A 24,107-nucleotide genomic window follows, 5' to 3' on the forward strand; every position below is an offset into this window, starting at 1 on the left:
CCCCGACCCCCGACCCCCGCCGGGTGAGCCGCACCGGGCAGGGGCGGCACCACCGTGCAACCCGCGAAACCAAAGGGATAACGTACGTCGTCATGGCCACGACCGCAGTCGAGCGCCCCGCTTCCCGGGGCACAACAGAGGCCCGTCGGCGGCGGGTTGTGGGTTTGGGCGTGCTGGTGGTGATCCTCGCGGCCGTGGCGACCCTGTCACTGGCCGTCGGCGCGCGCGCGTTGAGCCCGGCCGAGGTGTGGCACGGGCTGTTCGCCGCACCGGACACCGACCAGCGGCTCACCGAGATCAGGCTCATCGTGCAGACCGTGCGCGTGCCCCGGACGGTGCTCGCCGTCGTGGCGGGCATCGCCCTGGGCGTCGGCGGTGCGCTCATCCAGGGCTACACGCGCAACCCCATCGCCGACACGGGCCTGTTGGGGGTGAACGCCGGCGCGTCGTTCGCCGTCGTGTCGGTGATCGCCGTGTTCGGACTCACCGACCCCTTCCAGTACGTCTGGTTCGCCTTCCTGGGGGCGGGCGTCGCCGGTGTCGTCGTGTTCGGGCTGTCGAGCCTCGGCCGGGGCGCCGGCAACCCGTTGACACTCGCGCTGGCCGGACAGGGCATCACGGTGTTCCTCGCCGCGATGACCGTGGCGGTCGCGCTGTCGGACCAGAAGTCGCTGAACGCGCTGCGGTTCTGGAACTCGGGCTCCCTGGCCGGCGTCGGCTTCGACGCCATCTGGCCGGTGACCGCGTTCATCGTCCTCGGCCTGATCCTGGCCCTGACCACCCTGCCCGCCATCAACCTCCTCAACCTGGGCGACGACGTGGCGCGCGGACTCGGCGTGAACGTCGCGCTCAGCCGGACCGTCGGCATCGTCGCCATCACCCTGCTCGCGGGCGCGGCGACGGCGGCGACCGGCCCCATCGCCTTCCTCGGCCTGATGGTGGCCCACGTCGCCCGGTACCTCACCGGGCCCGACTACCGCTGGCTGGTGCCCTGCGCGGGCCTGCTGGGCGCCATCGTCCTGCTGGTCTGCGACATCGTGGGGCGGCTCGTGGTGCGGCCGGGCGAGCTGGACGCGGGGGTCGTCGTCGCACTCCTCGGCGCCCCGTTCTTCGCGGTACTGGTGTGGCGCGGAAAGTTCAAGAACGCATGAACGGGACCGATGTGAAGCAGACGGTGGCGCCGGGCGTACGGCTCGGCCAGGTGTCGTTCGTCTGGCGGCCCTGGGTCGCGGGCGTCACGCTGCTGCTGGCGGCGGCCACCTTCCTGGTGTTCTGCCTGTCCATCTCCGTGGGGGACTTCCCCATCGGCCTGCCCAACGTCATCGCCACGATCTTCGGCCGGGGCGAGCAGGTCGACCAGTTCGTGATCATGGACCTGCGGATGCCGCGCGCCCTGGCCGGGCTCGTGGTGGGGATCGCGCTGGGCGTGTCCGGGGCGATCACCCAGTCCATCGCGCGCAACCCCCTCGCCAGTCCGGACATTCTCGGGATCACCGGGGGCGCCAGCGCCGTCGCGGTGTTCCTGGTGACGGTGTCCGGCGGCACTGCCGCCGCGATCACCGACTCCGTCGGAGTGTCGGCGGCGGCCCTCGCGGGCGGTCTCGCAACAGGCATGCTGGTGTACTTCCTGGCCTGGCGGCGCGGCATCGACGGCTTCCGGCTCATCCTCATCGGCATCTCGGTGAGCGCGGTGATGGAGGCGATCACCACCTGGCTGCTGGTGTCCGCCGACATCCGGGACGTCGCCCGCGCCCAGGCCTGGCTGGTCGGCTCGCTGGACAACCGCTCGTGGAACGAGGTCTGGGTGGCGCTCTGGTGCTCCCTCGTCCTCCTCGTCGTCGTGACGGGTGCCGCGTTCCAGTTCAAGCCGATGCACTTCGGCGACGAGGTCGCGGCCGGCCTGGGCGTGCGGTACGGCAGGGTGCGCGCCGTCCTGCTGCTGTGCGCCGTCCTGCTGGCCGGTGTGGCGGTCAGTGCGGCCGGACCGGTGCCGTTCGTGGCGCTGGTGGCGCCGCAGGTGGCGATGCGGCTGACGAGGAGTCCGACGCCGCCGATGGTGGCCTCCGGGCTGGTGGGATCGCTGCTGCTGACCGGCGCGGACCTGACCGCCCGTACGGCGCTGCCGGTCAGCCTCCCGGTGGGCGTGGTCACCGCCGCGATCGGTGGCCCCTTCCTGGTCTACCTGCTGGTGAGGGCCAACCTCCGCTGACCGTGGGCCTGTTACTGGTACAAAGGTGAGGCATACCTAAGACCGCTCGGCGCCTGGTGGGCGGTCTACCTACGAGGGGGCCTTGTGGTCGCTCAGCACATCACCGACGCCGTGCCCGTGGTCGAGCGGACCGCGCGGCTGGCAGCCAGCGGCGTCACGGTCGGATACGGCGGCCGGATCGTCATCGACGATCTCGACGTGGCGATTCCGCCAGGGGTCATGACCACGATCATCGGCCCCAACGGCTGTGGGAAGTCGACCCTGTTGCGGACCCTGTCCCGACTGCTCAAGCCGACCAGCGGGACGGTCGTCCTCGACGGCGACGACATCGCCAAGCTCCGGACCAGGGACGTGGCGAAGAAGCTCGGCCTGCTGCCGCAGGCCCCGGTCGCGCCGGAGGGGCTGACGGTGGCCGACCTGGTGGCCAGGGGCCGTCATCCGCACCAGAGTTGGCTGCGGCAGTGGTCGTCGGACGACGCCTCGGTGGTGGAGCGCGCGCTGGCCATGACGGGGGTGTCCGACCTGGCCGACCGTCCCGTCGACTCACTGTCCGGCGGGCAGCGTCAGCGGGTGTGGATCTCGATGACGCTGGCTCAGGGCACCGATCTGCTGCTGCTGGACGAGCCGACGACCTATCTGGACCTGGCGCACGCGGTCGACGTGCTCGATCTGGTGGACGACCTGCACGAGTCGGGGTGCACCGTGGTGATGGTGCTGCACGACCTCAACCTGGCCACCCGGTACAGCGACAACCTCATCGTGATGCGGGAGGGGTCGATCCTGGCGCAGGGGCATCCGCGGGACGTGATCACCGCCGAGCTGCTGCAGGAGGCGTTCGGGCTGCGTGCCCAGGTGATCGACGACCCGGTGGGGGACCGGCCGCTGATCGTGCCCATCGGCCGTACCCACGTCAACTTGGTGACACAGAAGGGCAGTTAGATCTGACAGTTAGGCTAGGCTAACCTCACTTTTATCGGTAGGGTTTGCCTGCCCTTAGAACAAGGCGCAGCGGGCAGTGCGAGAGCAAGGGATTGCGGATGTTCCTCCATCGAACGACCCTCAGGAAGCCCCGGCGGCGGCTCGCGGCCGTGGTGTCCGCCGCGACGCTCGGCGTAGGCCTCCTCGCGGGTTGCGGTTCCGACTCGGACAAGGACACGGCGAGCGACACCACCTCGACCGCTGCCGCCGCCGGCGCCTTCCCGGTCACCGTGGAGCACGCGTTCGGATCCACGAAGGTCACCGAGGCCCCCAAGCGCGTGGTCACCGTCGGCTACACGGACGACCAGAGCGTCCTGGCCTTCGGCATCAAGCCCGTCGGCATGGTCGACCAGTACCCGAACCCGGCCGGCCAGAGCCCCGACATCAACACCCAGTGGCCCTGGGTGAAGGACAAGTGGGGAGACGCCAAGCCCGAGGTCATCATGAAGAACGGCGACTCCGGCCCCAACTTCGAGAAGATCGCCGCCCTGCGCCCGGACCTGATCATCGCGGTGTACTCCGAGATCGACCAGGCCGCCTACGACAAGCTCTCCAAGATCGCCCCGACGGTGGGCCGTACCAAGGCCGAGAAGGAGCTGTTCAGCGCTCCCTGGCAGGACAACGCGCTGCACATCGCCAAGGCGCTCGGCAAGGCCGAGGAGGGCGAGAAGCTGGTGCAGGGCATCCAGGCCAAGCTCGACGCGGCTAAGAAGGCGCACCCCGAGTTCGCCGACGAGACCGTCGTGGCACTGTCCTGGTACGAGAACTCCGTCGCACCCTTCACCTCCACCGACGTGCGTGGACGCCTGCTGACCGGCATCGGCTTCAAGTACCAGACCGAGATCGACAAGATCGCCGAAGGCAGCTTCTACACCAAGCTCTCCCCGGAGCGCATCGACCTCGTCGACGTCGACCGCATCTTCGTCATCAACGACAAGGCGGACACGGACGCGCTGAAGAAGTTCAAGCTGTTCACCAACCTGGACGCCGTCAAGAACGGCAAGGTGTCCTACCTGCTGGACAGCGAGGGCCCCGCGGTCGGCGCCGCCATCTCCCAGGGCACCCTGCTGTCCATGCCGTACGCGATCGACGAGCTCGTCAAGTCGGCAGAGTAGGTGTGAGCACCACCGAGACGCGCGTCGCCCCGGCAACCCTGCGAACGGCGACCGGACGTGAGGCCACCCGGTGGGTCGGGGCGCACTGCCGCGAGGCGCCGGGGCTGACGACGGCCACCGTGCTCACCACGGTGGCCGGGGCGGCACTCCAGGTGCTGCCGGTGCTCCTGCTCGGGAGGGTCGTCGACGGGGTCGTCGAGGGCAGGTCACAGTCGGTACTCGTCACGATCGGCACCCTGATGGTCGCCGCCGCGCTGCTCGGCGCGGCGGCCACCGCGGTGTCGACCTACCTGATCGGCCGGCTGGGCGCGGATCTGCTCGCCCGGCTGCGGGAAGGCGCCGTCCGGGCGGTCCTCGGGATGCCGAGCGCCCGCATCGAGCAGGTCGGCCGGGGAGACGTGCTCTCCCGGGTCGGCGACGACGTGGCGGTGCTGTCCAAGGGCATCCGCACGGCCGTCCCGACGGTGTTCTCGGCCGGCGTGCTGGTCGTCATCGCCACACTCGGCATGTTCGGACTGGACTGGCGGCTCGGCCTGGCGGGCGCCGGCGCGCTGCCCGCCTACGCGCTGGCCCTGCGCTGGTACCTCCCCCGGTCCGCCCCCCTCTACCGCAAGCAGCGCGTGGCGCAGGCCGACCGCGCGCAGGCCCTGATCAGCGGACTCAACGGGATCGACACGGTCCGCGCGTACCGCCTCGAGGACGCCTTCCGGGAGAAGGTCACCCGTGAGTCGTGGCGGGTGCGTGAACTCGGCATCGAGGTGTTCCGGTTCTTCGGCCGGTTCGTCGGCCGGGAGAACCGCGCCGAGTTCATCGGGCTCGTCCTCATCATCGTGGTGGGGTACGCCCTGCTGGAGGCCGACGCCGCCAGCCTGGGCGAGGTGTCGGCGGCCCCACTGCTGTTCCACCGCCTGTTCACCCCGCTCGGCGCCATCATGTTCACCTTCGACGAGGCGCAGAAGTCGGGCGCGAGCCTGACCCGGCTGGTCGGCGTGCTGGGGGAGTCCGCGCAGGACCGCCTGGTCGGCGACGCCTCCGTCGCACCGGCCGGCGCCGCCTCGTACCCGGTGACCGTACGGGGACTGACGTACCGCTACCCCGGTACGGAGGAACCGGTGCTGCGCGACGTCGACCTGACGATCCCGGCCGGCGGTTCGCTCGCCCTGGTCGGGGCGACGGGCGCGGGCAAGACGACGCTGGCCGCGCTCATCGCCGGCATCGGGACACCGCAGTCCGGGTCGGTGCGCATCGGGCCGACCGACCTCGCAGGCCTGGACGAGGCCGGCGCGCGCGCCGTGGTCAGCATCCTGACGCAGGAGACACACGTGTTCTCCGGGCCCCTCGCGGACGACCTGCGCCTCGCCGCGCCGGACGCGACCGACACCGAACTGCTGGACGCGCTGCGCGTCGTCGGCGCCGACGGGTGGGTCGAGGCGCTGCCCGACGGGCTGACCACCCTCGTCGGTGAGGGCGGCGAGCGCCTGGACGTCACCAAGGTCGCCCAGATCGCACTGGCCCGGCTGGTGCTCGGACGGGCGCCGGTGGTGGTCCTCGACGAGTCGACCGCGGAGGCCGGCAGCGAGGGCGCCGCCGAGCTGGAGCGGGCCGTGCTGGCCGCGTGCGCGGGCCGTACCACGCTGTTCGTGGCCCACCGGCTGACCCAGGCGATGGCTGCCGACCGGATCGCCGTCCTCGACGCGGGACGCGTCGTGGAGCAGGGCACCCACGAGGAACTGGTGGCCCTGGGCGGCCGGTACGCCCGACTGTGGCGGGCCTGGCGAGAAGGCAGTTAGGCACACCGGCCGAGTCAGCCTGTGCCACCTCTCATTTCCGTGGAAGGGAAGCTGAGTCTTCGATGATGGAACCGAGCGCTCGTCTCGCACTGCTTTCTGCCAGGCGGCTGGCCGACGTGCGCCGGCGAACCGGTGACTACTCCGACCGGACCATCGCCGAGGCGTGTGCCATCGGGCTGTCGTACTGGGCGACGGGCGAAAGCCCCGAGGGCCTCGACCTCACCCCCGGCACCCTGTTCACCGAGATCCTCGGCTGGGTCGACAACGGAGGTGACGGCCCCGGCAGCCGGGAGGCCGGCCCGGACGGCCGGAGCGTCGCCGTGCCCGAAGGAGTCGCCCCGGCCGACGCCCAACTCGCCCTCGACGACCTCGCCGACTTCCCGGACCGGCCCCTCGGCACCATCGGCCCGGCCGGCCCGGCGGCCCGCCTCCAAGCGCTCGCCGCATGGAACGACACCCACGCCGACCGGGTCCGCCCGACCATCGTCGAGATGTTCCGCGAACAGGCGCGCACCAGGCCCGACGCGGTCGCCGTCGTCGACGAGTACCGCACCCTGACCTACCGTCAGGCAGCCGAACACTCCGCACAGTTGGCGCACCAGCTGATCGAACACGGGCTCACCGCCGAACAGGTCGTCGGCATCTCGCTGGGCCGCTCCGCCGACATGGTCGTCGCACTGCTCGGCGTGCTCCAGGCGGGCTGCGCCTTCGTGCCGCTCGACCCGCAGTGGCCGGCCGCACGCCGCGCCGTCGTCATCGAGGACGCCCGCGTCGTCGTACAGCTCAACGCCTCGGGCGAGCAGAACCCGGACGAACCGGAGGCGCTGGCCGTCGACCTCGGCGACTGGCGGTACGGCAGCCACCCCACCGAGGCTCCGGACGTCACCGTGCCCGGCGCCGCCCTGGCCTACGTCATCTTCACGTCCGGCTCGACCGGCCGCCCCAAGGGCGCGATGATCCGCCACGAGGCGATCAGCGAACGCCTGCTGTGGCAGGTCGACGAGATCCTGCACTTCGGCCACGACGACGCGTCCCTGTTCAAGGCGCCGCTGTCCTTCGACATCTCCATCAACGAGATCTTCCTGCCGCTGGTGTCCGGCGCCCGGCTCGTGGTCCTGCGGCCCGGCGGCGAACGCGACCCGCACCATGTGCTGAGCGTCATCGCCGAGCAGCGCGTCACCTTCACCTACCTCGTGTCCTCCATGCTGGACGTGCTCCTGGAGATCGCGGGCGACTCCGGCAGCCTCGACAGCCTGCGGCACGTGTGGTGCGGCGGCGAGGTCCTGACCCCCGAGCTGTACGAACGGTTCCGCACCAAGCTCGACATCCCCATGTACCACGGCTACGGCCCGGCCGAGACGACCATCGGCGTCTCGCACGTCATCTACCGGGGCGCGGCGGAACGCCTGTCGACCTCGATCGGCAGGGCCAACCCCAACACCCAGCTGTACGTCCTGGACGACGAACTGCGCCCCGTCCCGGTCGGGGTCGGCGGCGAACTGTACGTGGGCGGGTTCCTGCTGGGGCGCGGATACGTCAACGCGCCCGGCCTGACGGCCTCCCGCTTCGTGGCGAACCCCTTCGCCGGCGACGGATCCCGCCTCTACCGGACCGGCGACCTCGCACGGTTCGCCCCCGACGGAACGCTGGACTTCCTCGGCCGCGCCGACAACCAGATCAAGATCCGCGGCATGCGGCTGGAGATCGAGGACGTCGAGGTCGGCCTCGCCGAACACCCCGCGGTCCGGCACACCTGCGTCGTCGCCCGGAAGAACACCGCCGGCGGCACCTACCTGATCGGGTACGTCATCCCGGCCGCCGGAAGCGAGGACCTGCGGGCGGACGAGGTCAGGGCCTGGGCCGCCGCGCACATGGTCGAGTACACGGTGCCCGCCCACATCGTGGTGATGACCGAGTTCCCGCTCACCGCGAACGGCAAGCTCGACCGCAACGCCCTGCCGGAGCCCGTCACCGGCACCGGCTCGATCGTGCCGCCCGCCACCGAGAACGAACGCCTGGTGTGCGCGGCCGTCGCCCACGTGCTGCGACTGGACGAGGTCGGTGTCGACCAGGACATCTTCCAGCTCGGCGCGGACAGCATCCTGGCGATCTCCCTGCTGAGCGCGCTGCGCGAGGCCGGCCTCTACGTCACGGCACGGCAGATCTTCACCCACAGCGTCGTCGGAGCCCTGGCGGCGGTGGCGAGCCGTGAGGACAACTCACGGGTCGACCACGGCGACGCACCGACCGGGCACGTCGTGGGATCGCCCATCGTGCAGTGGCTCGGCGAGACGACCGACGCGATCGACGGGTTCGTGCAGTCGGTGGTGCTGAACACGCCCGCCGAGCTGACCGCCGACGCCCTCGACGCGATCCTCGGCGCCGTGCTCGCACGGCACGACATGCTCCGCGCCCGGCTGGTGCGCGGCGAGCGCTGGAGCTTCGACATCCCGGAGACCGGCGATGCCGTGCCGGCGTGGCGGGAGAGCGAGGGGCCGCTCGACGACTGCGTCGCGCTCGCCACCGACGGTCTCGACCCGGCGGGCGGCACGATGCTGCGAGCCGTGTGGCGCCGTGAGGCGCGCCAACTCGTCCTGGCCGCCCACCACGTGGTGATCGACGGGGTGTCCTGGCGGGTCCTGATGGAGGACCTGGCCACGGCCTGGCGCCAGCTCACCTCGGGCACGCCGGTCGAGCTGCCCCCGGTGGGCACCTCCTTCCGGCGCTGGACACAGCTGCTGGAGCGCACGCCGTTCGAAACGGACCGCGCCTACTTCCAGCGCCCCCTGCCGGGAGCCGACGAGCCGCTGGGCAGGCGCCCGCTGTCCGCTGCCGACACCGTGGCACGGGAGCGGCTGCGGACCGTCTCGGTCGGCGCCGACGCCACGGCCGCGCTGCTGGGCGAGATACCCGCGAAGTTCCACGCGGGCGCCAACGACGTACTGCTCACCGCGCTCGCCGTCACCCTCGCCCGGTGGCGCCGCGACCTCGGACAGGACCAGACGTTCGCGCACGTCGAGCTTGAGGGCCACGGGCGCGAAGGCCGCTTCGTCGCGGACGCCGCCGGCTTCGAGCCCGACCTCTCGCGCACCGTGGGCTGGTTCACCACCCTGTTCCCGGTGACCGTGGACCCCGGCACGGCGGCCGACCTCACCGCCCCCGACTACCTGGCGGCAGCCCTCAAGGCGGTCAAGGAAGACCTCGCCCGGGTGCCCGGCAACGGCCTCTCCTACGGCGCCCTGCGCCACCTGCGCGACACCCGGTTCGACGCCCCCGCACCGCAGGTCCTCTTCAACTACCTGGGCCGCTTCGACGCCGGCGCCACCGGCGACTGGCAACTCACGGGCACCACCGGCCAGTTGGGCGAGAAGCGTGATCCGAGGATGCGCCTGCCGCGCGCCCTGGAGTTCAACGCCATCGCCGAACCCGCCCCCAGCGGCGCCTACGAACTCGTCACCACCATCTCCTGGCCCGACGGCCTGTTCACCGACGAGGACATCACCACCCTCGGCGACTACTTCCGCGAGGCCCTGACCGCACTGGCCGCACTCGACGGGGGCGGCCACTCGCCCAGCGACTTCCCCCTGGTGCCGCTCACCCAGACGGACGTCGACGCCCTGGACGGCCCGGCGCTGCGGGACATCCTTCCGCTGACCCCGCTGCAGGAGGGCCTGTACTTCCACTCGGTCTTCGACGACGACTCCGCGGGCGCCTACGTCGAGCAACAACTGCTCACCCTGGACGGCGAGGTGGATGCCAGCCGGCTCGCGACGGCGGCCACCCGGCTGCTCGCCCTGTACCCCAACCTGGCCGCGCGGTTCGTGGCGCTCGCCGACGGCCGCGTGGTCTCCGTCCTGGAGAGCGGAGCCGAGGCGCCCTTCACGACACTGGAGCGCCCCGGCATCACCGACGCCGAGATCCGCGACCACGCGGAGCGGGACCGCCGCGCCGGATTCGACCTGGCCACCGGCCCGTTGATGCGGTACACCCTCATCCGCGCCGGCTCCGGGCGTACCGTCCTCGTGCAGACCGTGCACCACATCGTCGCCGACGGCTGGTCGGTGCCGCCGATGCTCCGCGCGCTCCTCACCGAGTACCACGCGCCGGGCACCGTGTATCCGCTGGGCGGCTTCCCCGACTACGTGCGACGGCTCGCCGAACGCGACGACGACCAGAGCGACCGGGCGTGGCACGAGCAGCTCGCCGGCCTGCCCGGCCCCTCACTGGTCGCCGAGGGACACACCCCCTCCGACCGGTTCGCCGACACGGCCGTGGAGCCGGCGGACGACATCGACGCGGCGGCCCGGTCGGCCGGAGTGCCGCTGAGCGTGGCCGTGCACAGCGCCTGGGCGGTCACCCTGGGCGGCATCCTGCACGGCGCCGACGTCGTGTTCGGCTCCACCGTGTCCGGGCGCGACATGGACGTGCCCGGCATCGAGGACATGGTGGGCCTGTTCATCAACACCATTCCCGTGCGCGCCCGTTGGGACGCCGACACCACGGCGGGGGACCTGCTCGCCTCGGTGCGCGAACACCAGAGCGCGGTCCTGGCGCACCAGCACGTCTCCCTGGCCAGGATCGGCCGCCGGACCGGCACCGGCACCCTCTTCGACACCCTCGTCGTCTTCGACGTGGCGACCGATGTGGACGCCCTGCGCCGCCCCGGCGACACACTGGTCATCACCGACATCGTCAACGAGGGCGCCCCGCACTACCCGTTGACCCTGGTCGTGGAGCGCGCACTCGACGGCCGCCCGCGCTTCAACCTGATCTACGACGGCGAACTCCTGCGGGAGACCAGCGCCCAGGCGCTCCTGAGCACCTTCACCCGGACCCTCACCGCTGTGCTCACCCGGCCGGACGCCCCGGTCGGCGAACTGGTGCCCGCCGCGCGTCCCGCAACGGTCACGCCGGTGACGCTGGGCGCCCTGTTCGACGCCGCCGCGCACCGCGACCCGGCCGCCACCGCCGTCACCCAGTGCGGCCTCGACGGCAGCACCCGCTCCCTGACCTACGGCGAACTCGCCCAGGCGAAGAACGAGTTGGCGTCAGCTCTGCGCGCCGCCCAGGTCGGTCCGGGCAAGCGGGTCGCCGTCGCCGTGCCCCGCTCCCTCGAACAGGTCGTCGCCCTGGTCGCGATCGTCAGCGCCGGCGGAGCATACGTACCACTGGACCTGGCGTACCCGGACGAACGGCTGGAGTACATCCTCGCCGACGCCGCCCCGCAGGCCGTCCTCGTCGACCGTGAGCAGCGTGAGCGCTTCACCCGGCTGCTGGCGCGGGCAGGGGTCCCGGCCCGCGTGCTCGTGCAGGGGGAGGAACCGCCGCCGGAGACAGGCGGGCCGGGGGCGGAGGTCACCTGGCACGATCCCGCCTACGTGATCTACACCTCCGGATCGACCGGCCGGCCCAAGGGTGTCGTCGTCCCGCACTCCAGTGTGGTGACCCTGCTCGCGAACACCCGCCCCGACATGGGCTTCGGCCCCGACGACGTGTGGGTCCAGTTCCACTCCTTCTCCTTCGACTTCGCGGTCTGGGAGCTGTGGGGCGCGCTGGCCCACGGCGGTGAACTGCTGGTGCCCGAGTACGCACTGACGCGCTCCCCCCTCGACTTCCACCGGCTGGTCCGCGAGCGCGGAGTGACCGTGCTCAACCAGACCCCGTCGGCCTTCTACCAGTTCATCGAGGCCGACCGGCTCGCCGCCGAACCGGTCACCGCACTGCGCCGGATCATCTTCGGCGGCGAGGCCCTGGACCTCGGGCGGCTGCGCGGCTGGGTCGACCGGCACGGCACCGGCTCGCCCGAGCTGGTCAACATGTACGGCATCACCGAGACCACCGTCCATGTCACCCACCGGGTGCTCATGGACGAGGACTTCGGCCTCGGCGGCGACCTCAGCCCGATCGGCGGCCCGATCCCCGGCCTGGTCACCTATCTGCTCGACGACCGGCTCCGCCCGGTGCCTCCGGGCCGCGTGGGCGCCATCTACGTCGCCGGCGACCAGGTGTCGCTCGGCTACCTGGGCAGGCCGGGGCTGACCGCCGGCCGGTTCGTGGCGAACCCGTTCGCCGGTGACGGCTCCCGCATGTACCACACGGGCGACCTCGCCCGCCGTACGCTCGACGGCGAGCTGGAGTTCGCCGGGCGCGCCGACGATCAGGTCCAACTCAAGGGATTCCGGATCGAGTTGGGCGAGGTGGAGTCCGCGGTCAGGGAACTGGACGGTGTGGTCGACGTGGCCGTCACCGTGGCCGCCGACGCCGGCCATCTCGTCGCGCACGTCGTCGGCCGGGTGCCCGGCGACCTCACGAACCTGCTGTCCGCGAAGCTGCCCGTCCACATGGTGCCGGGCCGGGTGCTGGCGATCGACGCCCTGCCGCTCACGGTCAACGGCAAGCTGGACCGAAAGGCCCTCACCGAGCGCGCCGCACGGGAGGACACCCCGGCGGTGGTGAGTGAGGGGGTGAGCGACTCCGTACTCGGCGCGGTCGTCGGCATCTTCGCCGAGACACTGTCCGACGCGGCGGTGGACGCCGACACCGACTTCTTCCGCGCCGGAGGCGACAGCATCGTCGCCATCACCGTGATCAACCGGGCCAGGGCGCTCGGCCTGCCGATCGCGCCACGGGACGTGTTCCTGCTCAGGACACCCCGCGCGCTCGCCGAGCACCTCGGGGCCAGCAGACCGCAGCAAGCCGCCCCCGCACCCGCCCGCCGCGAGGACGGCCCCCTGACCCCGACGCCGATCATCCTGCGCCAGCGGGAACTCGGCGGATCCCTCGCACGGTTCGCCCAGGCCAGGACGCTGCAGGCCCCCGAGGGCACCGGTCCCGCCGACGTCGAGCGTGCCGCCCACGCCGTCGTGGCCGCGCACCCCGTCCTGCGCCTGCGGCTGCGCGTCGAGCACGGGGTGTGGGCGCTGCGCACCGAGCCCGCCCGCGAGGTCACCGTCGTCCGGGTGGACACGGACGATCCGGCGGCCGTGGCCGACGAGGCCGCGGGACGGCTCGACCCCGAGTCCGGGGACGTCGTGGCGTTCTCGTGGCTGGAGGCGAGCCGGACCCTGGTCGTCACCGTGCACCACCTCGCCGTCGACGCGGTGTCCTGGCTGATCCTGCTGGACGACCTGGCCGCCGCCCTGCGCGGAGAAACCCTGGCGCCACCGACCACGTCCTACGCCGAGTACGCCGAAGCCCTGGCGGCCCGGTCCGTCCAGGACACCGACGGCCTCGGGCACTGGATCACCACCCTCCAGGCGCCCACGTCGCTGCCCGCCGCCACCGGCCTGCGCGAGAGCACGGTCACGCTCGCACCCGACGTCAGCGACCGCCTGACGCGTACCGCGCCCGCCGCGTTCGGCGTCGGCCTCACCGAGCTGCTGTGCGGCGCCCTGCGCAGCGCGCTGACCCACATCCAGCCGTCGCCCACCGACCTCGCCATCGAGCTGGAGCGGCACGGCCGCGTGCCGGCGCTGGAACACCACGACTACACCCGAACGGTCGGCTGGTTCACCTCCATCGCCCCCGTGCGGCTCACCGCGCACACCGACCCGGTGACGGCGGCGCGCGAGGTCGCCGAACGCCAGCCGGACGAGCGCGCGCACGTCACCTACGGACTGCTCCGCCACCTCAACCCGCAGACGGCCCCGCTGCTGACCGCCCGCCCCCAGGTGCTGTTCAACTACCTCGGCCGGGGCAGCGAGTCCCAGGCCCTGCACGTCTCAGGGAGCGACCAGGGCAGCCCGTACGCCGTCGAGGTCAACGCCTGGACCGACGCGGCCACCGGAAGCCTGCACGCGGCCTTCATCCTCGCCGAAGGCGTCCCCGACGACATCACCGAGCACTGGCTGAGCGCGCTGGAAGGCATCGCGGACGCGGCCACCACGGCCGAGCGCACCGCACCGGTCACCCCGCTCCAGCGGGGCCTGTACTTCCAGGCCCAGCTGGCGGGTCCGGCCGGTCACTACGTCGCGCAGAGCTGGTTCAGCTTCGACCGGCGCCTGGACACCGAAGCGCTGGGCCGGGCGATGGCGTACGTGATCGCACGGCACCCGGTCGTCGGCGCCGGCTTCACCACCGACGACGACGGAAACCCGGTCCAGGTCCTCGGCGCGGGGCGCCAGGTCCCCGTGCGCACCGTGGAGCTGGCCACCGAGAGGCAGGCGGAGGAACTGCGGGTCCGGGACCGGGACACCGGGTTCGACCCCGGGGAGCCGCCGCTGATCCGGCTGACCGTGGTGCGGCTGCCCGACGACCGCGACGGGCTGCTGCTGAGCTACCACCTGCTGTTGTGGGACGGGTGGTCGCGCGAGATCGTCCTGCGGGACCTCTTCGACGCCTACGAGGCGGTCGTCGCGGGCGAGGCGCCGTCCGCGGTCGCCGCCACGCCGAGCTTCGAGGACCACGCCCGCGCGCTCGCCGCCAAGGACCCCGCCGTATCGGAGCGCTTCTGGGCCGAGCACCTCGCCGGGCTCTCCGGCCCGACGCTGCTCGCCGGACCGGCGCCCGTCCTCTCGGACGAACTGCCGCACGCGATGCTGCGCACCCTGTCCGCCGAACAGTCGGATCTGCTGCGGGAAGCGGCCAAGGCTCACGGCGTCACGCTGAACTCGGTGCTGACCGGAGCGTTCGGCCTCCTCCTCGGCGCTCATACGGGCCGCGGCGACGCCGTGTTCGGCGTGACCGTCTCCGGCCGGGAGGGCGAGGGACTGTCCGACATCGTCGGCGTGCTGCTCAACACCGTTCCGCAGTGGACGCGGGCACGGCCGGACGACAGCGTCCGCGACTACCTGAGCGCCGTACAGGCGGCCAGGGTCGCGGCGATGGAGCACGAGCACCTCGGGCTCGGCGAGATCCAGCGGGCCAGCGGGCACGACACCCTGTTCGACAACCTGTTCGTGCTCCAGAACTTCCTCGACCTGGACGCGTTCGCCGAGATGAACGCCCGGCACGGCATCACCTCGGTGAAGGCCGACGACTCCACGCACTACCCCTTCACCTGGGTCGTCACGCCCGGCGACCGGCTCACCGTCAAGCTGGAGCACCGCGACGGCGACACCGCGAACGCCCGCCGTCTCCTCGACGACTATGTGCGCGTGCTCGAAGACCTGGCCCGGTCGACCGGGCCGGTCGGCGCGCTGCGGGGGGCGGGCACGAGGCCCACGCCGGGCCCCCGCACGGACGTCGGCACGGACACCGTCGTCGACCGGTTCGACCGCGCGGCGGACCGCGATCCGCAGCGCGTCGCGCTCGTCGCCGACGGGGCGACGATGACCTTCGCCCGCCTGCGGGACCGCAGCCGCGCGGTGGCGGGCGTCCTCGCCCGGCGCGGCATCGGACCGGAGACCACGGTGGGCCTGGCGATCCCGCGCTCCCTCGACTCGATCGTGGCGCTGTTCGCCGTGCTGCGCGTGGGTGCCGCCTACGTGCCGCTGGAGCTGGACCACCCGGACGAGCGGATCGCCGCGATCGTCGAGGACGCCAGCCCGGACGTGATCCTCACTGTGAGCACCGTGTCGCCCCGGCTGACCGGCGACCTCATCGAACTGGACCGCCCGCTGCCCGAGGCCGAGCCGTACCGCACGTTCGCGCCGGACGACCCGAACCGCCTGCGGCACCCCGCGTACACCATCTACACCTCCGGATCGACCGGCAAGCCCAAGGGCGTGGTGACGGAGTACGCCGGACTGACCAACATGCTCATCAACCATCAGCGCCGCATCTTCGAGCCCGTGCTGGCGGAGCACGACCACCGCGTCTTCCGGATCGCGCACACCGTGTCGTTCGCCTTCGACATGTCGTGGGAGGAACTGCTGTGGCTCGCCGACGGCCACGAGGTGCACATCTGCGACGAGGAACTGCGCCGTGACGCACCCCGGTTGGTCGAGTACTGCCTGGAGCACGGGATCGACGTCATCAACGTGACCCCGACGTACGCCCAGCAGCTCGTCGCCGAAGGCCTGCTGGACAATCCGGCACGGCGGCCGGCGCTGGTGCTGCTCGGCGGCGAGGCCGTCACACCGACCCTGTGGCAGCGGCTCGCCGAGACCGAGGGGACGGCCGGCTACAACCTGTACGGGCCCACCGAGTACACCATCAACACCCTCGGCGTCGGCACCTTCGAGTGCCAGGACCCGGTGGTGGGCGTGGCCATCGACAACACCGACGTGTACGTCCTCGACCCATGGCTGCGGCCCCTGCCCGACGGAGTCCCCGGCGAGCTGTACGTGTCCGGCATCGGCATCGCGCGCGGCTATCTCGGGCAGCCCGCGCAGACCGCGCACCGCTTCGTCGCCGACCCCTTCGGCGCACCCGGCGAGCGCATGTACCGCACCGGCGACCTGGTGATCCGCAGGCCCGACGGGAACCTGATGTACCTGGGCCGCACCGACCAGCAGGTCAAGATCCGCGGCCACCGGGTCGAACTCGGCGAGGTCGAGGCCGCGTTCGCGGCCCACCCTGCGGTGCGGTTCACGGCCGCGGTCGCCCAGCCCGACCCGCAGGTCGACGGCGCCTACCGGCTGGCCGCCTACCTAGTCCTCGACGGCGCCGACCTCGCCGAGGTCGCCGGCCAGGTGGGTGCGGCCCTCCCGGACTTCCTGCGCCCGACGCACTACGCCCAGGTCGACAGCATCCCGCTGACGGTGAACGGGAAGGCCGACACCAAGGCGCTGCCCGAGGCCAGGCCGCTGGGCGCGCTGACCACCGCGGCGGAGCGCGGACCGGAGACCGAGACCGAGACGCTGGTCTGCGAGTTCTTCGCCGAAGCACTGGACCTGGACGACGACGAGGTGAGCGCGGTGAGCGACTTCGTGTCCCTCGGAGGACACTCCATGCTGGCGGTGCGGCTGATCGGGCTGCTCCGCCGCGAGTACGGTCCGGTGATCACCATCCGAGATCTGTTCACCCTGCGCACCCCGGAAGCGATTGCACGCCACCTCGATGACAACTCCTGACACACAGCGGCCCCGCCCGGGGTCCGACATCCTGCGGACCGCCCTGCGCCGCAACCTCGGCGCCATGACCTGGGGCACCCTCCTCATGGGCCTCTACCAGGCCGGTGAGACCGCCTTCCCCATCGCGCTCGGCCTGATCGTCGAACACGCGCTGCGGGAACGCAGCCCCGGCGCGCTCGCCCTGTCCATCGCCTCGCTCGCCGTCATCATCACGACCGTGTCGCTGTCCTGGCGGTTCGGGATGCGCGTCCTGCAGAAGGCCAACACGACGGAGGCGCACCGCTGGCGGGTGCGGGTCGCCGAGTGCGGCCTTCAGCCGGTCGCCCGGGACGTCGACCTCAAGTCCGGCGAGGTCCTGACCATCGCCACCGAGGACGCCGACCAGACCGCCGACATCATCGAGGTGGTGCCCCTGCTGATCAGCTCGCTCGTCGCGGTGCTGGTCGCGGCGGTCGCGCTGGGCCTGGCCGACGTACGGCTGGGGCTGCTGGTGATCGTGGGGACCGTCGCGATCCTGTCGACCCTGAGCGTCCTGTCCAAGCGGATCGGCGCCGGCACCCAGGAACAGCAGGCGCGGGTGGCGCGGGCGGGCGCCAAGGTCGCCGACCTCATCATCGGCCTGCGCCCGCTGCACGGCTTCGGCGGCAACCACGCGGCGTTCCGCTCCTACCGCAAGGTCAGCACGGAGGCCAAGCAGCAGGCGATCACCGTCGCCAAGGTGAACGGCGTCTACGCCGGCACCGCGCTGGCCCTCAACGCCGTCCTCGCCGCCGCCGTGACCCTGACGGCCGGCTGGCTGGCCTTCGACGGCCAGATCACCATCGGCGAACTCGTCATGGCCGTAGGCCTGGCGCAGTTCATCATGGAACCGCTCAAGCTGTTCTCGGAGATGCCCAAGTACGTGATGATCGCGCGCGCGTCGGCCGAGCGGATGGCGCTCGTGCTGACCGCGCCACCGGTCACGACCCCCGGACCGCGGCAGCCCACCGCGGGAGCGGACCTGGAGATCGACTGCGTCCGGCACGGCTCACTGCGCAGGCTCAAACTCCGGGTCTCCGCAGGCGAGTTCGTGGCCATCGCCGCCTACCAGCCCCGCGCGGCGGCCGACCTCGCGTCGGTCCTCGCCGTCAACGTCCCGCCCCACGCCTACGAGGGTGTGGTGCGGGTCGGCGGGCAGGAACTGGCGGACCTCTCGATCGAGGCGGTCCGTGAGCACCTGCTGGTGAACCCCTACGACGGCGAGATCTTCGCGGGCACCCTGCGCACGAACATCGACCCCTCGGGCACCAGCCGGTCGGTCCCCGAGGCCGTCGAGGCGTCGATGCTGACCGACGTCGTCGCCCTTCACCGCGAAGGACTCGACCACGCCGTCCGCGACCGCGGCGCGAACCTGTCCGGAGGGCAGCGCCAACGCCTCTCCCTGGCCCGCGCGTTGGCCGCCGACACGGACATCCTCGTGCTGCACGACCCGACGACTGCCGTGGACGCGGTCACCGAGCAGCTCATCGCGCGCAATGTCGCCAAACTGCGCCGGGGCCGCACGACCGTCGTCCTCACCAGCAGCCCCGCCCTCCTGGACGCCGCCGACCGCGTCCTCGTCCTCGACGAGGGCGTCATCACCGCCGAGGACACCCACCGCAACCTCCTGGCGAGTGACGAGGCCTACTGCGCGGCGGTGGCGCGGTGATCCCGCGCCGCCCGGCCGCGGCCCGCTGTCCTGTCAGGACAGCGCCCAGGCGACATCCCTGAGGAGGGCGTGCCGCCAGCCCGCCCGGTCGTGGCCCGACGGCGACCGGGAGACCCGCACGGTCGCGCCGGCCCGCTCGGTCAGCGTCTCGGTGAGTTCGCAGTGGGGCAGCATGCCCGCCTCGCGTTCCCCCACGTCGAAGGCGACCCGCAGCCCGGACAGGTCCGGGCGCTCGCGCAGGCGCGCGGCGATGACGCCGCCGACCGGACCGCCCAGCGGGTCGGCCGACCCCATGGCCTCGGGCGTCCACCAGAACGACCCCGACTGGCAGGCGACGCGCGACACCAGTTCCGGGAACTCCAGCGCCGCGTACAGGGCGCTCAACCCGCCGAGGCTCTGACCGGCGACCACCAGCCGGTCCGGGTCGGCGGGTACGCCGCTCTCCGCCACCAGCGGCAGCAGTTCGTCCCGGACGGCCTCCCACAGTGCGGGCCCGCACCCGAACTCGGCTTCCCTGTCCTTGGCCGGCAGGAAGACGAGGGTGACCGGGGGCATCGCGCCACCGGCGACCGCGGAGTCGAACGCGGTCATCGCCGGGTGCAGATGCAGCCAGTCGTCCCCGTCGAGGAGCAGGACCACCGGCCCGCCGCCGCCCACCGGGTGGACGCGTACGGTACGCCGCCCGCCGAGCCGTCCGCCGCTCATGCGGACCCGGATGCGGGGGAGGGGCAGGACGTCGGAGGCGCCCAGGACGGGCCAGTGCGGCTGGGCCGGGGCGTCCGGGGCGGCGGCGATGGACCGGTCACCGCCGACGCCGACCGGGTTGAACGGGTCGGCGTACCCCGCGTCGCCCACGACGATCCGGTACGTCACCCGCAGCCGGGCCGGCAGGCGCACCTCGGCGTACCAGCAGTCCGTGTCGGCCCACCGGCGCAGGGACACCGGCTCCGACCAGCTCTCGAACTCGACGCTCGCCGCGGATCCGCGCCACAGGAAGAGGGTGTCCCAGTCACCGCTGCCGTCGCGGGCGGGTACCGACAGGGGTGTCCCGACGGCCGCCCAGAAGGCGTCGGTGCCGGGCCTGCCGGGCAGGCCGAACTCGGCGAAGACGTTCTCCTGTTCGTTCACCAGGTGCATGAACGTCTCCTTGTGAGAGGGAAGTTGGAAGGCTAAGCTGATCACTAATTAGGCGAGGCTAACCTAATTAGATGCTTCTTTCCATCCCCGTCGACGCCTCTCCCGCGAGGGGCGTCGAGGGCCGCCCGAGCCTCGCCCTCGCGCCGCACCCGAGGAGGCACCGAGCATGAGCACCAACCCCTTCGACGACAACGAAGGACGATTCCTGGTCCTGGTGAACGACGAGGGTCAGTACTCGCTCTGGCCGTCCTTCGCCGAGGTGCCCGGAGGATGGGCGACCGCCTTCCCCGAGAACACCCGGGAAGCCTGCCTGGACTTCGTCGAGTCCCACTGGACGGATCTGCGCCCCCGCTCCCTCGCGGCGACCGCGGACAGCTGACCCGGCGCGGCGAACCGCCCACCGGGGGACATCGGCGGCCCCCGACCGAGGAAGGAAGACCTTGATCACGGCAACGCGGCGCCCCGCCGCGCGCACCCACGCGCTTCTCGCACCGACGTGGCCCGTCCGCACCGCCCGACCGGAGGACGCCGCCGCACTGGCCGGCCTGTCACAGCCCTTCGTGCGCTCGGGTGCCCTGCGGGAACGCCCCGTCTCGCTCTACGCCGCCCACGCGGGCGACTTCCTCGTGACGGAGGCCCCCGACGGCACCCTCGACGGCTGCGTGGGGCTACGCGTGCACCCGGCCGGACCGGGGGAGGACCAGGGACCCGCCGGCGTCGTGTACAACTTCTGCGTCGCGGGGCGGCGGCAGGGAGAGGGAGTCGGAGCCACGCTCCTGCGCGCCGTCCTGTCCAGGGCGCGCGCCCGGTCGCTCAGCACCCTGTTCACCGCGACGACCGGCGGTGGCGGCCTGTTCCTCCGGTTCGGGTTCGCGCCCACGACGGCACGCCTGGCGCCCGCCTCCTGGACGGAGTCCCTGGACCCGCGGCGCGACGCGCGGATCCTGCGGAAGGCCCTTCAACTGCCGGGGTGAGCACCCCGGTCCGGACCGGCGCCGGGAACCACGGTGGTGCCGGGGCTGGTCTCGCCGAGGATGCCGTCCAGTACCGCGTGCGGCACCCGGCCGTCGAGCACCTGCGCCCTGCGCACGCCACCGCGGACGGCCCGCAGACAGCCCTCCATCTTCGGCAGCATCCCGCTCGCCAGCCCCGGCAGCAGTTCCTCCAGCGCGTCGGCCGTCAAGCGCTCGATCACCTTGGTGCTGTGCGGCCAGTCCGCGTACAGCCCCGCCACGTCCGTGAGCACCACCAGCCGTTCGGCGTGGAGGGCCACGGCCAGCGCCGAGGCCGCGAGATCGGCGTTGACGTTGTAGACCTGCCCGTCCGTACCGCGTGCCACGGGGGAGACGACGGGGATGTGTCCCTGCTCCAGGAGCGTGCTCACCATCGCGGGGTTCACCTCGACGATGTCGCCGACGAGACCGATGTCCACCGGCCTGCCGTCCACCCGCGCCGCCCGCCGTACGGCGGTCATGGTGTGCGCGTCCTCCCCGGTCATTCCCACGGCCAGGGGCCCATGCGCGTTGATGTGGCCGACCAGCTCCCGCTGGACCCGGCCGCTGAGCACCATGCGCACCACGTCCATGGTCTCGGGCGTGGTGACGCGTAGCCCCGCCTCGAAGCGGGTCTCCAGGCCGAGGCGGTCGAGCATGGCGCTGATCTGCGGCCCGCCGCCGTGCACGACGACCGGGCGCAGGCCCGCGCGCCGCAGCTCCACGATGTCCTGGGCGAAGGCCCGTTGCAGGTCCGCGTCCACCATGGCGTTGCCGCCGAACTTGACCACGACCACAGCGCCCCGCGGTTTCGGTGGCCGGATCAGGGACCCGGCGGCCGGATCACCGTCCGTGCTCTGCGCGACGACCGGACTCATGTCCCCACCACCGTCCTGTGCGGCGAGCCGGTCGTCCCGATGCCGTGGGCCGCAGCCTCGCAGAACCTTTTAGCTAAGCCTAACCTAACTAACTGGCGGCGATGGGTGGAATCAGGCCGACTCGGTGAGACATGCGTAACGCCAACTCCCGCTTCGATGACGGGAGTCGAGGTCGCCGCGCGGTCAGCGCGGCGACCTCGTGGACTCGGCGGACGCGGAAGTCGGCCGTCCCTCTCTACGCGGACCGACCCTCCTGCGGGGCGCCTTCCACGGCCTCTTCCTTGGCGCCCTCCTTGCTCGGGGCCGAGGCGGGAGCGTCGGGGGAGGTGTAGAAGACCGACGAGCCCTGCTTGCTGCGCTGGGCGCGGTTCTTGGCGACGAGGCCTTCGAGGGTGGTGCGCACGACCGTCGTCTTGATACCGCGTTCGGGGTGCTGCTGACCCAGTGACTGGGCGACCTCGGCCGCGGAGCGCGGTTCGCTCTGGCCGGCGAGGTGTTCGCGGACCAGGGTGACGAGCGAGGGCTGATCAGTCTTCGGGGCAGCCGTGGAAGCCGCCTTGGGAGCCGCCTTCGGGGCAGGCTTAGGGGACGCCTTGCGGGATGCCGTCTGCTTGTCGGCCGCCTTCGGAGCCGCCGCCTCGGGCTTCTTCGCCTTCGACTGGCGGGAGGCGCCGGCCGAGGCCTTCTTCCGGGGGGCGGGTACCGCCGTGGTGTGTTCGACCGCGGGTGCGGCGGACGCGGACTCGGACTCGACGCCGAGTGCCTGCTGCACGTTCAGCAGCACCACGCGGTCCTTCTCCAGGGACGCCAACTGCTCCTGGAGGACGGCGGCCTCGGCGGCGACGCGGTCGTACTCCTTGAGGTTGCGCTCCAGGTCACTGGCGACCTGAGCCGCATACTGGCTGGTCACCCCGTTTGTCTGGGTGGTGGTCTCAGACATGACGCTCACGCTCCTTGATAGGACCAGACAGGTCGCGGGCCCCCACCCGACGACATGAACGGCGATGTTTCGTAGTGATACTACGGAGCGGAACCTCCCCCCTGTCGACCTCGGTCATCACTGCGTTGTCACTGTTCGAACACCGGCACCGGCACGACGTAAGGATTCCGTCATCGGCCCGGAGGTGGGTAACGGCCGTCCCGCTCTGTTGAATGGGAACGGCTACAGAGTGAACTCTCGGAAGGCGGGGCGAAGATGGGACGCGTGCGCAAGGCACTGACCGGGCCATGGGTCATCGCGGTGCTGGTGGTGGCGGTGAGCGGCGTCGGCTTCGGTCTGTACTGGTTCCAGCCGTGGAAACTGTGGCAGGACGAGACCGTCGAAGAGGCTCTGCCCCAAGTGGTCAGCAGTACCGCCCCACCCGTGCCGACCACCTCGGGCGAGCCCTCACGGTCACCCGCCCCGGCCCCCGGCCCGCACATGCTGGCGAGCGGTGACCTGATCAGCCATGAACACGAGACATCGGGCACGGTGAAGCTCGTACGGCTGGCCGACGGCACCCATGTCGTCCGGCTGGAGAACCTGGACACCAGCAACGGACCGGACCTGCGCGTCTGGCTGACCGACGCACCGGTGAAGCGGGGGCGGGCCGGTTGGCGCGTCTTCGACGACGGCGAGTACGTCAGCCTCGGCAAGCTCAAGGGCAACAAGGGAAGCCAGAACTACGCCCTTCCCGAGGGCGTGGATCCTTCCGGCTACAGCAGCGTGAGCATCTGGTGCGACCGGTTCGACGTGTCCTTCGGCGCGGCCGAACTCGAACTCGCCCCCGCCTGACCGCCTTCGGTCATGGCCTCGGTGTCAGCAGGGCCCTGCCGTTGCCCGCGCACTCCATCGTCACGCGTGTGGTGACGCAGGGGTGGGCGCGCAGTTCCTCCAGGGAGAGGCTGAGCGGTCGCCGTACGCGGCCGTTCACCGTCAGCCGCCGGTCCGGGTCGTCCGGCAGGTGGGGGATGTCGTAGTGCGTGAGGACGTAGTGCAGGCCGGGCGGCGTGAGGTCGTAGCGCATGGCCTCCAGCGGCAGACCGTGATTGCGGGCGGCCAGCGCCAGTTCGTCCGCTCCGAGGCCTTCACCGGGCGATGCGAGGCGGGCGGGAGCACGCACGCGGGAGAGTCGCCGCGTCATGAACCGATTGTGCGCTTCCCGCGCCCGCCGCGCGAGGTTGGCGCCCACCGCCCACCGCCCACCGCCCACCGCCCACCGCCGGCGCGGGAGCCGGACGGTCAGCCGTTGCCCGCGAGTTCGCCGCTGAGCGTCTTGTGGATACGTGCGCTGGGCTCTTTGAGGCCGGTGATCTCCACGGTCTTGCCGCGCTGGGCGTACTTGTTCTCGATGGCGTCCAGGGCGGCGACGGAGGAGGCGTCCCAG

Annotated in this window: 13 protein-coding genes and 1 pseudogene; 10 read left to right on the forward strand and 4 right to left on the reverse strand. The window is 71.9% G+C overall.

The window, feature by feature from the left end; all coding sequences use genetic code 11:
• The first annotated feature begins 92 nt into the window (after window positions 1-92).
• From BZL64_RS24460 to BZL64_RS24490, 7 genes are all read left to right on the forward strand, one after another.
• On the forward strand, window positions 93-1,151 hold the full coding sequence (locus tag BZL64_RS24460) for a FecCD family ABC transporter permease (RefSeq protein ID WP_086771351.1): 1,059 nt from the start codon (window positions 93-95) through the stop codon (window positions 1,149-1,151).
• Window positions 1,148-2,209 (forward strand): FecCD family ABC transporter permease, encoded by a 1,062-nt coding sequence (locus BZL64_RS24465; protein ID WP_086771352.1) that lies wholly within the window; start codon window positions 1,148-1,150, stop codon window positions 2,207-2,209. Before BZL64_RS24460 ends, BZL64_RS24465 begins: the two co-directional genes overlap by 4 nt.
• An 84-nt stretch (window positions 2,210-2,293) precedes the next feature.
• Entirely contained in the window at window positions 2,294-3,148 is an 855-nt protein-coding gene (locus tag BZL64_RS24470) for an ABC transporter ATP-binding protein (protein WP_086771353.1), read from the forward strand.
• Between the two features lie 98 nt (window positions 3,149-3,246).
• Window positions 3,247-4,302, forward strand: a complete 1,056-nt coding sequence (locus BZL64_RS24475) for an iron-siderophore ABC transporter substrate-binding protein (protein ID WP_086771354.1) — start codon at window positions 3,247-3,249, stop codon at window positions 4,300-4,302.
• Between the two features lie 2 nt (window positions 4,303-4,304).
• Window positions 4,305-6,092 (forward strand): ABC transporter ATP-binding protein, encoded by a 1,788-nt coding sequence (locus BZL64_RS24480; protein ID WP_086771355.1) that lies wholly within the window; start codon window positions 4,305-4,307, stop codon window positions 6,090-6,092.
• A 62-nt stretch (window positions 6,093-6,154) separates the two neighbouring features.
• The gene (locus BZL64_RS24485) at window positions 6,155-17,047 is read left to right on the forward strand and encodes a non-ribosomal peptide synthetase (protein WP_086771356.1); all 10,893 of its coding nucleotides are present in this window, start codon (window positions 6,155-6,157) and stop codon (window positions 17,045-17,047) included.
• Window positions 17,034-18,734, forward strand: a complete 1,701-nt coding sequence (locus BZL64_RS24490) for an ABC transporter ATP-binding protein (protein ID WP_086771357.1) — start codon at window positions 17,034-17,036, stop codon at window positions 18,732-18,734. Before BZL64_RS24485 ends, BZL64_RS24490 begins: the two co-directional genes overlap by 14 nt.
• A 33-nt stretch (window positions 18,735-18,767) precedes the next feature.
• Here BZL64_RS24490 and BZL64_RS24495 read toward each other — a convergent pair whose 3' ends face one another.
• On the reverse strand, window positions 18,768-19,871 hold the full coding sequence (locus BZL64_RS24495; protein ID WP_086771358.1) for an alpha/beta hydrolase-fold protein: 1,104 nt from the start codon (window positions 19,869-19,871) through the stop codon (window positions 18,768-18,770).
• A gap of 166 nt (window positions 19,872-20,037) precedes the next feature.
• Between BZL64_RS24495 and BZL64_RS24500 the strand changes: the two genes are divergently transcribed.
• Together BZL64_RS24500 and BZL64_RS24505 are read left to right on the forward strand one after the other, a co-directional pair.
• Complete coding sequence (locus BZL64_RS24500; RefSeq protein WP_086771359.1) at window positions 20,038-20,250, forward strand: MbtH family protein; 213 nt, start codon at window positions 20,038-20,040, stop codon at window positions 20,248-20,250.
• A 64-nt stretch (window positions 20,251-20,314) separates the two neighbouring features.
• Window positions 20,315-20,845, forward strand: a complete 531-nt coding sequence (locus tag BZL64_RS24505) for a GNAT family N-acetyltransferase (protein WP_244205472.1) — start codon at window positions 20,315-20,317, stop codon at window positions 20,843-20,845.
• Here the strand turns inward: BZL64_RS24505 and argB are convergent.
• Both argB and BZL64_RS24515 read right to left on the reverse strand, forming a co-directional pair.
• Window positions 20,830-21,741, reverse strand: coding sequence for an acetylglutamate kinase (argB, locus tag BZL64_RS24510; protein ID WP_086771361.1), 912 nt, complete (start codon window positions 21,739-21,741; stop codon window positions 20,830-20,832). The genes BZL64_RS24505 and argB overlap by 16 nt on opposite strands.
• Before the next feature lie 235 nt (window positions 21,742-21,976).
• Complete coding sequence (locus BZL64_RS24515) at window positions 21,977-22,681, reverse strand: hypothetical protein (RefSeq protein ID WP_086771362.1); 705 nt, start codon at window positions 22,679-22,681, stop codon at window positions 21,977-21,979.
• Between the two features lie 255 nt (window positions 22,682-22,936).
• Between BZL64_RS24515 and BZL64_RS24520 the strand changes: the two genes are divergently transcribed.
• A complete protein-coding gene (locus tag BZL64_RS24520) occupies window positions 22,937-23,515 on the forward strand; it encodes a DM13 domain-containing protein (protein ID WP_086771363.1) in 579 nt (192 codons plus the stop codon).
• 13 nt (window positions 23,516-23,528) lie between these two features.
• Here the strand turns inward: BZL64_RS24520 and BZL64_RS24525 are convergent.
• Window positions 23,529-23,864: pseudogene (locus BZL64_RS24525) on the reverse strand (molybdopterin-dependent oxidoreductase); the annotation flags it as partial.
• Window positions 23,865-24,107: the final 243 nt, after the last annotated feature.

Source organism: Streptomyces bobili, assembly GCF_002154575.1.
In the GTDB taxonomy this organism is placed as follows: domain Bacteria; phylum Actinomycetota; class Actinomycetes; order Streptomycetales; family Streptomycetaceae; genus Streptomyces; species Streptomyces bobili.